The sequence below is a fragment of the Rhizobium centroccidentale genome, from assembly GCF_030182565.1.
In the GTDB taxonomy this organism is placed as follows: Bacteria; Pseudomonadota; Alphaproteobacteria; order Rhizobiales; family Rhizobiaceae; genus Rhizobium.
On sequence record NZ_JAQJCG010000017.1, the window covers coordinates 95,598 to 108,462 of the forward strand.

Genomic DNA, 12,865 nt, shown 5'->3' on the forward strand with positions numbered 1-12,865 from the left:
GAGCGACGTCCCGCCGACGACATCGAAAACGGGAAACGCTTTTCTCTAAGGATTGTGCCCGTTTCAAGGTGTCATACATCCGGTTTGTAGCGCTTTCAATTTGTTGCAGGGAGAAATAAGGCGTGATGGACAGTTCTGCAATCGCGGATCGGCGACAATTGCGCCGCAAGCTCGGTTTCTGGCGCATTGTTGCCGTTTTGCTCCTTGTGGCATTGGGCTTTGCGTTTTATCGCTTCGTCTCCGCCGATCTACCGGATGCGCGCGGTCCGCAGATCGCCCGCGTCAAGATTTCCGGGCTCATCCAGGACGATACGGAGCTGCTGGAGCGGCTGAAGAAGATCCGCGACAATGACCAGGTCAAAGCGTTGATCGTCTCGATCTCGTCGACGGGCGGAACGACCTATGGCGGCGAGCGCATCTTCAAGGCGATCCGCGCCGTGGCCGCCAAGAAGCCGGTCGTATCGGACATCCGCACCGTCGCTGCCTCGGCCGGCTACATGATCGCGACAGCCGGCGACGATATCGTTGCGGGCGATACCTCCATTACCGGGTCGATCGGCGTCATCTTCCAGTATCCGCAGGTCAAGGACCTGCTCGACAAGGTCGGCGTTTCGCTGGACGAGATCAAGTCGGCGCCATTGAAGGCCGAACCCTCGCCGTTCCATCCCGCAAGCGAAGACGCCAAGAACATGATCCGCAGCATGGTCATGGACAGCTATGGCTGGTTCGTCGATCTGGTGGCGGAGCGTCGCAAGCTTTCGCGCGACGAGGTGCTGAAGCTTGCCGACGGCAGCATTTTCACCGGCCGTCAGGCGCTGCAGAACAAGCTGATCGACACGCTCGGCGGCGAGGATGAAATCCTTGCCTATCTCGAAACACGCAAGGTCAAAAAGGACCTGCCGATCGTCGATTGGAAGCCGGAAGACAAAACTTCATCCTTCTTTTGGCCGGGTGCCGCTTCCTGGTTGCTAAATCGTCTCGGTTATGATGATTTTATTAAAGGAGAGAGTCTCCAGAAAATCATGACCGATAAGTTGTTTCTTGACGGCCTGCTTTCTGTTTGGCAGGGTGCAGCCAATTGATAAATCAATGATTTAAGGGGATAGCTGTGATCAAGTCGGAACTGGTGCAGATTGTTGCCGCCCGCAACCCGCATCTCTATCACCGCGATGTCGAAAATATCGTCAATGCTGTCTTGGATGAGATCACCGATGCACTCGCTGCGGGAAACCGGGTTGAGCTTCGCGGTTTCGGCGCTTTTTCCGTCAAGAACCGGCCTTCGCGCTCTGGTCGCAACCCGCGCACGGGGGATACGGTCTTCGTCGAAGAAAAATGGGTTCCCTTCTTCAAGACGGGCAAGGAATTGCGCGAGCGCCTGAATCCCGGCGCCGGCGACGACGAGGAAGACGACAACTGATCGGGCCATTCCGGCCGAGTTTCCCCCGATGCGCCGACGGAAATAGTCGTCGGACATGATTGTGCCGCGACGCGGTGGCACTTGAATTCAGCCGCCTCTTTTCTATTCTGCGGCTGAAGGCGGCTTGGGTGCGTGGCACTCATGGCCGCGGACAAAGGAGCTGCGCGATGGCCAAAAAGATTGTCAATCTGCTGATATTGCTGCCTCTCGGCATCATTCTCATCATATTTTGCGTTGCCAATAGGCAATCCGTGACATTGGCCCTCAATCCGTTCCGACCGGAAGATCAGGTGCTGTCGCTGAATGCGCCCCTGTTCGTTTTGCTGTTTGTAGCGCTGATCCTCGGTATGATCGTCGGGGCCGCGGTCACTTGGTTCAATCAGGGAAAACATCGCAAACGTGCCCGCAATCAATCGCGGGAAGCGGTGCGCTGGCAGGCCGAAGCCGATAAGCATCGCACGCGCGCCGAAGAAATCGCCGGGCAGCTGCCATCAAAGTGACGTGAGGTCGGCGAGCCGCATCTCTTTATAATCGCCCTCCGGCGAGGCGCCGTCGCCGATGATCTCGAAGCCGAGTTCCCTATAGAAGGCCATGGCGCGGATGTTTTTGACCAGGCATTTCAGCCGATAGCGGCGCCGAGGCCAATCCGGCAGGCTGGTAAGCAGTGCCTTGCCGGCACCGCGGCCCTGGAAGGCCGGCAGCACATAAAGCATATGGATGAAGTCATCCGGCTCCCAGATCGCGGCAAAGCCGACAATCGCACCATGCTCGTCCTCGCAGACGAACAGGCGTTCGCCATTGGTATGAATGGCGAAATCCTCGAGGGTGAAATGGCCTGGATCGACCCATAGGAACGTTTCGCGACGGACGCGGAGATAGATCTCCGCAAGCTGCTGCATATCCTGTTCGCGTGCAGGCCGAATGGCCCAGGTCTCGAATTTCGATGTCATGATCGACTATATGGGGCGGAAATATTCCCCCGGCAATCAGGCGTTTGCCTGGCCGTTGATGGCAGCGGTGAAATCGGCGAAAAACTGCTGCGCCAGCTTTTTGGCGCTGGAATCGACCAGGCGGGAGCCGAGCTGCGCAATCTTGCCGCCGACCTGCGCCTTCGCCTCATATTGCAGGATCGTTTCGTTGCCGTCTTCCTTCAATATGACGTCCGCGCCGCCCTTGGCAAAGCCGGCAATGCCGCCCTTTCCTTCGCCCGAGATCGTATAGCTTTCCGGCGCATTGATGTTGGAAAGCTTGACCTCGCCATTGAAGGAAGCCGAAACCGGGCCGATCTTCAGCTTTACGGTCGCGGTCAGTTCCGTCGGTGAGACCTTTTCCAGGCTTTGGCAGCCCGGAATACATTGCTTGAGGATCTCCGGATCGTTCAGCGCCGCCCATACGGCGTCCCTGGGTGCTGCGATCCGCTCCTCGCCGGTCATGTCCATGCGCAATCCTCCCAATGTGACATTTTGTGCATGGATCATCGCAGATCGGAAAGCGCTTTGCCAAGTGGCGGCCAGATGCTATTTGCACGCACATATCAATTTTGAGACAAGCATGGTGAAACATAGGGAAAGCCGGCCCGGCCAGAAAAGTGCGGGCGGTCTCGGGGCAAAACCCCGGCGTGATATGCCCGGCAAGCCGTCGGCAAAGCCCGCGCATGCTTCAAGGCCAGCCAAGCCTTTGCGTGATGCCAAGCCTCCGCGCGATCATGGCGAGCGTGTTGCCGAGCCGCGTGCTGCAGGACCTGCCGCCGCCGCGCCCGAACGCCCGCTGATCGCCCGAACCGGTGAGCGTCCGCCGGAGCGTGTGCCCGTGATCCTCGAGTCGCTCGGTGCCGGCGATTTCCACCTGATCGACAGCGGTAACGGCCTCAAGCTCGAGCAGTATGGACCGTATCGCATCGTTCGGCCCGAAGCACAGGCGCTATGGCCGCCGTCGCTCGCCGCGCATGTCTGGGACAATGCCGATGCCATCTTCACCGGCGATACCGATGAGGACGGCATGGGCCGCTGGCGCTTTCCGCGCGAAGCGCTCGGCGAGACCTGGCCGCTGCAATTGCTCGGCGTCGATTTCCTCGGCCGCTTCACCGCCTTCCGGCATGTCGGGGTCTTTCCGGAGCAGATCGTGCACTGGGCCTGGATGAAGGAGCAGATCGAGGCGGCGAAACGGCCGTTGAAGGTCCTGAACCTCTTCGGTTATACCGGCGTGGCGTCGCTGGTGGCGGCAGCAGCCGGCGCAGAAGTGACGCATGTCGACGCCTCGAAGAAGGCGATCGGCTGGGCGCGCGAAAACCAGGCTTTGGGCCGCATGGAAAAACTGCCGATCCGCTGGATCTGCGAGGATGCGATGAAGTTCATCCTCCGTGAAGAGCGGCGCGGCAACAAATACGACATCATCCTCACCGACCCGCCGAAATTCGGCCGTGGCCCGAACGGCGAGGTCTGGCACCTGTTCGAGCATCTGCCGCTGATGCTCGATATTTGCCGCGAAATCCTGTCGCCGAAAGCGCTCGGCCTCGTGCTGACGGCCTATTCGATCCGCGCCAGCTTCTATTCGATCCATGAGCTGATGCGCGAGACCATGCGCGGCGCCGGCGGCGTGGTCGAATCCGGCGAACTCGTGATCCGCGAAGCCGGCCTTGATGGCCGCACGCCGGGCAGGGCGCTTTCCACCTCTCTCTTCAGCCGCTGGGTGCCGAAATGAACCAGGATTTCCGCAATGACGGCCCACGCAAGGTCGGACAGGTCAAGGAGGTCACCTCGCTTGCCAATCCGATCGTCAAGGACATCAAGGCGCTGACGGTCAAGAAATCCCGTGAGGAAAGCGGCGCCTTCCTGGCGGAGGGCCTGAAGCTCGTCATCGACGCGCTCGAACTCGGCTGGACGATCCGCACGCTTGTTTATGCCAAGGCCGCCAAGGGCAAGCCTCTCGTCGAACAGGTGGCCGCCAAGACGGTCGCGGCCGGCGGGCTGGTCCTGGAGGTCAGCGAAAAGGTCATCGGCTCCATCACCCGCCGCGACAATCCGCAGATGGTGGTCGGCGTCTTCGAGCAGCGCTGGCGACAGCTTCGCGACGTCAAGCCGAAGACGGGCGAAACATGGGTGGCGCTCGACCGGGTGCGCGATCCCGGCAATCTCGGCACCATCATCCGCACCGCCGATGCGGCCGGCGCTTCCGGCGTCATCCTCGTCGGTGAGACGACCGATCCCTTTTCGCTGGAAACCGTACGCGCCACCATGGGCTCGGTCTTTGCCGTACCCGTCGTCAAAGCGACGCCGGAGGAGTTTCTGGCCTGGAAGAAGAAGGCTGAGGTTTCCGTTGTTGCCACCCATCTGGCTGGCGCGGTGGACTATCGCACCATCGATTACAAAAAGAAGCCCGTCGTCATCCTAATGGGCAACGAGCAGTCCGGCTTGCCGGATGCCCTGGCGAAAGAGGCCGATGCGCTCGCCCGCATCCCGCAGGCCGGCCGCGCCGACAGCCTCAATCTGGCGGTCGCGACGGCAGTCATGCTGTTCGAAGCCCGCCGCCATATCCTGACCTTGAGCGAGACCCGATGACCGAGAGCGAGACCCACGAACAGCGGACTGCAAAGCCGGCCCTGTTTTCACGGCCCCTGCCGATACTGATTTTTATCGTCGTTGCAGTCATACTCGACCAGGCCATCAAGATCATGGTCGACAACTGGCTGCCGCTGCAGGAGATGGTGCCGGTCATTCCGATGCTGGCGCTCTATCGCACCTATAATCTCGGCGTGGCCTTCTCGATGCTCTCGGGCATGGACGGCTGGTTCATCGTCGGGATGCGCCTCGTTATCGTCGCCTTCGTGCTGTGGCTCTGGCGGCGCACGCCCGATCATCGCTGGCTCGCGCATACGGGCTTTGCCCTGATCATTGCCGGCGCACTCGGCAATCTGCTCGACCGCTTTCTCTACGGTCATGTGATCGATTATATTCTGTTCCATACGCAGACATGGTCTTTCGCCGTTTTCAATCTTGCCGACAGTTTCATCACCGTCGGTGCGGGCTGCGTCATTCTCGACGAGCTTCTCATGCCGAAAAAGGCAAAAGCTTAAAATTCTAGCGAATCCCTGAAGGCATCGGGAAGAATGCCCATGTTAGCCAGACTGCATGAGCACTCTGGCAGATTTGCAGGAAAAGCTTGCAGCGGCGGCAGTTCACGACCAAACGGGACCGATCGAAGGGCCGGTCGCCGACGGATCGTCGCTTGCAAAATCGACCGTGCCGCGTGAGGCAGGCCAGCACACGGCGCTGCCTGCGCAAGCCTGGTGGCTGCAAAGCCATTGGCTGAATGGCGGCGGTCTTGTGGCTGGGGTCGCTTTTCTTGCGATCGGCTTTGCCGGAGGTCCTCTGCTGCTTGTAGGCTTTCTTGGCCTCGCTGCCCTTGCGCTCGCAGCCGTCGGCATCGGCAAAACCCGGGGCGCTGCGCGCGAGCCAGAGATTGTCGCCGCCGATTTCAGCGAGAGCGATCACGATCGCCTATGGGAGCACAAGGAAAGCACCAGCCTCCTTGCCACCGTCCATGATGCGCTTGGCGACATCGCGGTCACGCGCAGCATCGACCGCCGGATTCTGCATGCCAACGCCACCTTCAGCAGATTGACCGGCAGGTCGCACCCCGAGGGCCTGACGCTGGAGGAGGCTGGCCTCGTATTCCGCGCCGTCACCGATGCGAAACATCAGGACGCGGAAATTGCGACACCCGAGGGCCGGCGCATCTTCGCCTGGCATGATGTCATGTTCCGCGATGCGGCGACCGGGCAATTACGCATACAGAGCATCGCGCGCGACGTGACCGAAGAGCGGCAGACGGCCCGCCTGCGCGAAGATGCGCGGCTGAAGGCCGAATACAACAGTGCCGCCAAATCGCGGCTGCTCGCCACCGTCAGCCATGAGATCCGTACGCCGCTGTCGGGCATTCTCGGCATGAACCATCTGCTCGCCCAGACGCCGTTGACTTTGGAGCAGGCAAATTACCTGACCGGCATTCGCCAGTCGGGTCATGCACTGGTGCAGCTGGTCGAAGATCTCCTCGATTTCTCCACGATCGAAGTCGGTCGCTTTCAGTTGCATCCGCGTACGGAGGCTTTACGGCCGCTGCTGGAGGGCGTCATCGAGATGCTCGCCCATCGCGCCCATGAAAAGGGCATAGAGATCGCTGCAAGCATTGCGGCCGATGTTCCGGAGAACTTGGAGTTCGATCCCGCTCGGTTGCGCCAGATCCTGTTCAATGTCATCGGCAACGCGGTGAAATTCACCCAGACCGGAGGTGTTCTTGTCAGCGTCGACCTCAGCGGCCGGGATTTGACGATATCGGTGCGCGACAGCGGTCCCGGCATGACCGAGGAAGAACAGGCCCGCGTCTTCGGGGAGTTCGAGCAGGCCGGCACCACGGTGGAACGAAGCGCCGGCACCGGCCTTGGCCTTGCAATCTCCGCCCGCATCCTGCGCGAATTCGGCGGTGGGCTCAGCGTCGCCAGCGAGCGCGGTAAGGGCAGCGAGTTCGTCATCTCCTTCCCAGTCGGCCTGGTTGCCGGAGAGAACGGAAACGACCGGCGCAATACCATGCTCAGGGGATCCCGTATCCTGCTGCTCGCTCCCGAAGGTGCGGCAAGCGCGGCCATCATGCGAACCATCCAGACCCTTGGCGGTCATTGCCGGCTGATCGGCCCGGGCGACATGGATGACTTGCTGCCTTCCTTCCCGATGGGCGAGGGCGGGGTCTGGACGGATCTCATCGTCGACCATCGCATGGCGCCCTGGTACTTCAGCGAGGGAAATGCGCTTGCGGTGCCGAGACTGCGCAAGATCTTCCTGGTCAATCCCGAGGAGCGCAACACTCATCCGCTGGACCTTTTCGACGCCTGGCTCATCCGGCCGCTGCGCGAGCAATCGCTGATCGATGTGCTCAGAGGCCGCATGCGCGGCATGGAAAGGCGCGAAGCCTTGATCGAGGCCGTCTCGGAGATCGGCATAACGACGCCCGAGGCGGAGGAAGACCGCCCGCTCGATATTCTGCTGGGCGAGGATGACCCGGTCAATGCGATGCTGGTTCGGGCCATGCTCTCCAAGGCTGGTCACAGGGTTCGCCTCGTCGAGGATTTCGACGGTCTTCGAGCCCGCACCGAAGACGGCGAAGCGCGGCCGGAGGTGCTGGTGACGGATTTCAACATGCCGGGCGGTACGGGCGCGGCTGCGCTTGCGCAATTGCGCGCTCATGAGCGCAGGCATGGCCTGCCGCCGCTTCCGATCATTGTGCTGACCGCGGACAGCCGCGATTCGATCCGTCGCCAAGCACTGCTGGCCGGGGCTGATGCCGTCATCGTCAAGCCGGTCGACCCCGAAAAGCTGACGACCGCGTTACGCGGCCTGTCGAGGTCGGTCTTCGAACGCGCCTAGAAATCATCCGTGATCTGCGGATGAAAATTGCAAAGCCGGCTCATCAATGCCCGATAGAGGCCGGCGATATGGCTCAACTTACGGCAATTGTCATCGCTAAATTGGGGACGGCGCGTCCATTCGAAAAATTGCAATGGGCACGCTTCTTGCTTTTAACCAAGCTGCGTGTCACTTTCCTGTCGCACGAATTTGGTTTATGGCGCTATATCGGCCCGCAGGGGGAGAATCGCCATGTCCATCGAAATCTTGAATCGCGAAGCTCAGGGCGAAATGGTTCAGTCTTCAAAGGCAACGGTTGAACCGGTTGCCAGCGATGTGCTCGGACGCATCGGAAATCTCGAAACGCGCCTTGCCCGCACAGCGCGCGAAATCGATGCCGCTCAGGCCGTACGCTACCGCGTTTTCGTCGAGGAGATGAACGCGCAATTGCCGGCCGACGCCATGCGTCGTCAACGCGACGTCGATAGCTGGGACGCCATTTGCGACCATCTTCTGGTGCTGGATCGCTCGCTCGAAGGCGATCCGGAAGACCAGATCGTCGGCACCTACCGCCTGCTGCGCCAGGAAGTGGCCATGGCCAATGGCGGCTTCTATTCGTCGTCGGAATTCGACATCGACGCGCTGCTTGCCCGTCATCCCGACAAGCGTTTCATGGAACTCGGCCGCTCCTGCGTGCTGCCGGATTACCGCAATAAGCGCACGGTAGAGCTGCTGTGGCAGGGCAATTGGGCCTATGCGCTGAAGCACGGCATGGGCGCGATGATCGGTTGCGCCTCCTTTCCTGGTGTCCTGCCGGAACAGCACGCGCTGGCCTTGTCCTTTCTCTATCACAATGTTGTCGCCAAGGATGACTGGGCCGTCGGCGCGCTGCCGTCGCTCGCTCGGACCATGGACCTGATGCCGGTCGAGGCCATCAATCCGAAAAAAGCGCTGATGGCGATGCCGCCCTTGATCAAGGGCTATCTGCGCCTTGGCGCCATGGTCGGCTCGACCGCCGTCGTCGATCAAGCCTTCAACACGACGGACGTTCTGATCGTGCTGCCGATTGCCAGCATCTCCAACCGCTACGTGAACTACTACGGAGCGGATGCCGGTCGCTTTGCCAGCTGAGGACTATCAAGGGATCGCAAAAATATCGATCGCATCGGTGATGCCGCGCAGCGCGACATGATGCGATTGCGGCGTGAGGCCGCGCCTCGTCATCAGTTCGGCGGCCCGAGGATGATCGAGCACCGAGCTGGTGGCGAAGATCTCCCGTGATGTCGCGAGATGCTGGACGCGGGATGCGATATTGACTGTCTGCCCGAAATAATCCTGCCGTTCGTTCAGGCTCACGGCGATGCACGGCCCCTCATGAATGCCGATTTTCAGAAGAAGATCGTCGTTGCCGCGTTCGTTGTTGAGGCTCAGCATGGCCTCGCGCATCCGCATCGCCGCAGTGAGCGCTCGGTCCGGCGTCGGGAAGGTCGCCATGACGGCATCGCCGATGGTCTTGACGACGGCACCCGCCTCCGCCGCTACGATTTCGTGCAGGATGCCGAAATGGGTCTTGACCAGATCGAAGGCCGCGAGATCGCCGACCCTTTCGTATAGTTCCGTCGAACCGCGCAGATCGGTGAACAGAAAGGTGAGGCTGGTGATTTTCAGCCGCTGATCGATGTCGATCGTGTCCGTGCGATAGATGTCGCGGAAGGTCTGATTGGAAAGCAGGTGCTTGGCGGTCAGAAATGGCCGGCGTTGTCCGAGCAGCGTGTGAAGAGCTTCGTTAGCCACGCAGATCGATGGCAGCACGCGAAGGTTCGTGTGGTTCTCCATCTGGATGCGCAACGGTCCGGGCCGCAATTCTATGGCTTCGCTGTGGCGGTGCATGCGGTCGAAAACGAGCGAAAGAGCTTGGCGCTCTTTCGATGGCTCACCCTTCACATCGAGGAATTGCGCTGCATGCGTGACGGGCTCGAAGATGATGGTAAATTCCGCCTGCAATTGAAGCGATATGACGGCTTTCTCGCCGGGCGGCAGTTCCAGGGATTCCAGCACGAATTGATCGACTTTCTCTTCGTACCCCTCCTCGGGAAGGTCGATGCCCGAACCCCAATAGATCTGGCGGAAATATTCGAGCGGAGGCAGGTCGTGCGGATTATGCGCTTCGATGTGGCGCACGCGCGGACTCACGGTGAAGGTGACTTCGACCATCTCATCGAGCGTCGGTTCGTAGCCGGCCGCGCAAAGCGTACAGTTATAGGTGTCGCTTTGCACGGTTTTCAGCGAGGTATTGGCATCCAATACCCCGCCGCAGCCGGGGCAAAGAACATTCCACGACATCTCGAACAGGCCCAGGCGAGATGCGTGCAGGAAGGCATTAATGGTCTGTTCTTCGTTGAAGCCGTGGGCAGCCGCGAAGGCGAGTGCATTCACACGGTTGAGCTTGCGGTCGGGTGCCTCAAGGACGAGCCGCTCGATAGCATCGACAATGTCAGGCTGCGCTGAATGGCGCAGCACTCCGAACAGGACCTGAGCTTCACTCATCCCTCTATTTTACACCGAATTGATACGGCAGCCATCACCTTTGTTCGGCCGCCGGCTCAGTCTTTAGGGGGTAGTGATTACGAACCTGCGCCATAGGCGGCGATGGCGGCCATGTTGACGATATCGGAATCCTTGGCACCCATCGACGTGATCTGCACCGGCTTGTCGAGGCCGACGAGCAGTGGCCCGATCACCGTGGAGCCACCGAGTTCCTGCAGCATCTTGGTGGAGATCGCCGCGGAGTGGAAAGCCGGCATAATGAGCACATTTGCCGGCCCCGAAAGCCGCGAGAAGGGGTAGAGGCTTTCCATAAGCTTGCGGTCAAGCGCCACATCGGCGGACATTTCGCCGTCGAATTCAAAATTGACATAGCGCTTGTCGAGAATATCAACCGCTTCGCGCACCCGCTCGGAGCGTTCGCCCGGGGGGTGGCCAAAGGTGGAATAAGCGAGCATGGCGACGCGTGGTTCATAGCCCATGCGCCGTGCGAAGCCGGCAGCTTCCTCGGCGATATCGGCCAGTTCTTCCGAGGTCGGCATGTCATGCACGGCGGTATCGGCAACGAAGACGGTTCGACCGCGCGCAAGCACGATCGATATGCCGATGACCCTGTGTCCCGGCTTGGCGTCGATGCAGCGACGCACGTCCCCGAGCGCGGTCGAATAGTTGCGCGTCACGCCCGTCACCATTCCGTCCGCGTCTCCCAGCGCCACCATGCAGGCGGCAAAGTGATTGCGGTCGTTGTGGATCAGGCGCGTCACGTCACGATGCAGATAGCCCTGGCGCTGCAGCCGGGCATAGAGATAATCGATATAGGCGTCGCCCCGCTTCGAGATGCGGGCATTGACGATCTCGAGACCTGGGCGGTTGAGATCGATGCCGGCGCGTTCGGCGGTCGCCTCGATCAGATCCTCGCGGCCGAGCAGGATGGCAGTGCCGAGCCCCTGATTGGCGTAGGAGAGCGCGGCGCGCATGACCTGCTCCTCTTCCGCCTCGGCAAAGACGATGCGCTTCTGATGCCGGCGGACACGCTCGTACAGCTGCGCCAGCGTCGAGGCGATCGGATCGCGCCGAGCCGAGAGTTCGCGCGCATAGGCGGCCATATCTGCTATTTCGCGGCGCGCGACGCCGCTCTCGATCGCGGCTTTTGCGACGGCGACCGGGATTGCCGAGATGAGCCGCGGGTCGAAGGGCACGGGAATGATATATTGTGCGCCGAAGCGCGGCCTTGCACCCTGATAGGCGGCGACGACATCGTCGGGCACGTCTTCGCGCGCAAGGCTCGCCAGCGCGTTGACGGCGGCGATCTTCATCTCGTCATTGATGGTCGTGGCGCGCACGTCGAGCGCGCCGCGGAAGATATAGGGAAAACCGAGAACGTTGTTGACCTGGTTCGGATAGTCCGAGCGCCCCGTCGCCATAACGGCGTCGTCGCGGATGCGGGCGACTTCCTCCGGCGTGATTTCCGGATCGGGATTGGCCATGGCGAAGATGATCGGCCGGTCGGCCATGGAGCGGATCATCTCTTCGGAGAAGGCATCCTTCTGAGACAGGCCGAAGACGACGTCGGCGCCCTTCATCGCTTCTGCCAGCGTGCGCTTCTCGGTCTTGACCGCATGTGCCGACTTCCACTGGTTCATGCCTTCGCTGCGGCCCTGGTAGATTACGCCTTTGGTGTCGCAAAGGACGATGTTTTCTGGCGCGAAGCCCATCGACTTGATCAATTCGATACAGGCGATGGCGGCCGCGCCCGCGCCGTTGCAGACGAGCTTGGTGGTCTTCAGGTCGCGGCCCGTCAGCTCCAGCGCGTTGATCAGCCCGGCGGCGGCGATGATGGCCGTTCCGTGTTGGTCGTCATGGAACACCGGAATGTCCATGAGCTCGCGCAGGCGCTGCTCGATGATGAAGCAGTCAGGTGCCTTGATATCTTCCAGATTGATGCCGCCGAAGGAAGGGCCGAGATAGCGCACGCAATTGATGAATTCGTCGACATTCTCGGTGTCGATCTCGAGATCGATCGAATCGACGTCGGCAAAGCGCTTGAAGAGGACCGATTTGCCTTCCATGACCGGTTTGGAGGCGAGTGCGCCGAGATTGCCGAGGCCGAGAATGGCCGTGCCGTTGGAGATGACGGCAACCATGTTGCCGCGCGAGGTATAGTCGTAGGCGGTAGCCGGATTGGCAGCGATCGCCTTGACGGGAACGGCGACGCCGGGCGAATAGGCAAGGGAAAGATCGCGTTGTGTCGCCATCGGCTTGGTGGGGTTGATCTCAAGCTTGCCGGGGCGGCCGTTCTTGTGGAAGTCCAGTGCTTCCTGATCGGTAATCCCCGTTCCCGGACGCGACTTGCTCTTGCTGTCAGCCATAGTTCCTCCAAACCTCCTGTGGGCGACCGGTCCCTCTTGCCCGATAGCTGTTGTCTTCTATAGCGGCGCGCGGATAGGGTGGCACCTCATTTTTTTGGAAAAACTGCACCTCCGTGAACGAACGTATTAACGCCAGCATC

General features: G+C 60.8%; 13 protein-coding genes. 9 read left to right on the forward strand and 4 right to left on the reverse strand.

Annotated features, from left to right (window positions below; all coding sequences use genetic code 11):
* Positions 1 to 125: 125 nt before the first annotated feature.
* The 3 genes from sppA to PH562_RS21420 all read left to right on the forward strand — a co-directional run bounded on the left by sppA (position 126) and on the right by PH562_RS21420 (position 1,917).
* Positions 126 to 1,082, forward strand: a complete 957-nt coding sequence (sppA, locus tag PH562_RS21410; RefSeq protein ID WP_113231849.1) for a signal peptide peptidase SppA — start codon at positions 126 to 128, stop codon at positions 1,080 to 1,082.
* Positions 1,083 to 1,108: 26 nt separating this feature from the next.
* Positions 1,109 to 1,417, forward strand: coding sequence for an integration host factor subunit beta (locus PH562_RS21415; RefSeq protein ID WP_015338608.1), 309 nt, complete (start codon positions 1,109 to 1,111; stop codon positions 1,415 to 1,417).
* Positions 1,418 to 1,584: 167 nt separating this feature from the next.
* The gene (locus PH562_RS21420) at positions 1,585 to 1,917 is read left to right on the forward strand and encodes a LapA family protein (protein ID WP_069611376.1); all 333 of its coding nucleotides are present in this window, start codon (positions 1,585 to 1,587) and stop codon (positions 1,915 to 1,917) included.
* Here PH562_RS21420 and PH562_RS21425 read toward each other — a convergent pair.
* Both PH562_RS21425 and PH562_RS21430 read right to left on the reverse strand, forming a co-directional pair.
* Positions 1,909 to 2,367: a GNAT family N-acetyltransferase gene (locus PH562_RS21425; protein WP_285175524.1), complete on the reverse strand. Its 459-nt coding sequence runs from the start codon at positions 2,365 to 2,367 to the stop codon at positions 1,909 to 1,911. The two genes, PH562_RS21420 and PH562_RS21425, sit on opposite strands and share 9 nt — an antisense overlap.
* 36 nt (positions 2,368 to 2,403) lie before the next feature.
* Positions 2,404 to 2,856, reverse strand: a complete 453-nt coding sequence (locus PH562_RS21430; protein ID WP_285175525.1) for an SRPBCC family protein — start codon at positions 2,854 to 2,856, stop codon at positions 2,404 to 2,406.
* A 115-nt stretch (positions 2,857 to 2,971) separates the two neighbouring features.
* Here PH562_RS21430 and PH562_RS21435 point away from each other — a divergent pair, with 115 nt between their 5' ends.
* Genes PH562_RS21435 through olsB form a run of 6 tightly spaced genes read left to right on the forward strand, consistent with a single transcriptional unit; the run spans position 2,972 to position 8,943 of the window.
* Positions 2,972 to 4,117: a class I SAM-dependent methyltransferase gene (locus PH562_RS21435; protein ID WP_483315370.1), complete on the forward strand. Its 1,146-nt coding sequence runs from the start codon at positions 2,972 to 2,974 to the stop codon at positions 4,115 to 4,117.
* Positions 4,114 to 4,974 carry a TrmH family RNA methyltransferase gene (locus tag PH562_RS21440; protein WP_113231853.1) on the forward strand — a complete coding sequence of 287 codons (861 nt, stop codon included), beginning with the start codon at positions 4,114 to 4,116 and terminating at the stop codon, positions 4,972 to 4,974. Before PH562_RS21435 ends, PH562_RS21440 begins: the two co-directional genes overlap by 4 nt.
* Complete coding sequence (gene lspA, locus PH562_RS21445; RefSeq protein WP_113231854.1) at positions 4,971 to 5,489, forward strand: signal peptidase II; 519 nt, start codon at positions 4,971 to 4,973, stop codon at positions 5,487 to 5,489. Before PH562_RS21440 ends, lspA begins: the two co-directional genes overlap by 4 nt.
* Before the next feature lie 55 nt (positions 5,490 to 5,544).
* Positions 5,545 to 7,833, forward strand: a complete 2,289-nt coding sequence (locus PH562_RS21450; RefSeq protein WP_285175527.1) for a hybrid sensor histidine kinase/response regulator — start codon at positions 5,545 to 5,547, stop codon at positions 7,831 to 7,833.
* A 20-nt stretch (positions 7,834 to 7,853) separates the two neighbouring features.
* Positions 7,854 to 8,132, forward strand: a complete 279-nt coding sequence (locus PH562_RS21455) for a hypothetical protein (RefSeq protein ID WP_146214373.1) — start codon at positions 7,854 to 7,856, stop codon at positions 8,130 to 8,132.
* Positions 8,065 to 8,943, forward strand: a complete 879-nt coding sequence (olsB, locus tag PH562_RS21460; protein WP_285175528.1) for a l-ornithine N(alpha)-acyltransferase — start codon at positions 8,065 to 8,067, stop codon at positions 8,941 to 8,943. The genes PH562_RS21455 and olsB overlap by 68 nt, the downstream gene beginning before the upstream one ends.
* Positions 8,944 to 8,949: 6 nt before the next feature.
* On the opposite strand, the gene PH562_RS21465 is transcribed toward olsB, so the two are convergent.
* Positions 8,950 to 10,359 (reverse strand): adenylate/guanylate cyclase domain-containing protein, encoded by a 1,410-nt coding sequence (locus PH562_RS21465; protein ID WP_285175529.1) that lies wholly within the window; start codon positions 10,357 to 10,359, stop codon positions 8,950 to 8,952.
* A gap of 77 nt (positions 10,360 to 10,436) precedes the next feature.
* A complete protein-coding gene (locus PH562_RS21470; RefSeq protein WP_285175530.1) occupies positions 10,437 to 12,725 on the reverse strand; it encodes an NADP-dependent malic enzyme in 2,289 nt (762 codons plus the stop codon).
* Positions 12,726 to 12,865: the final 140 nt, after the last annotated feature.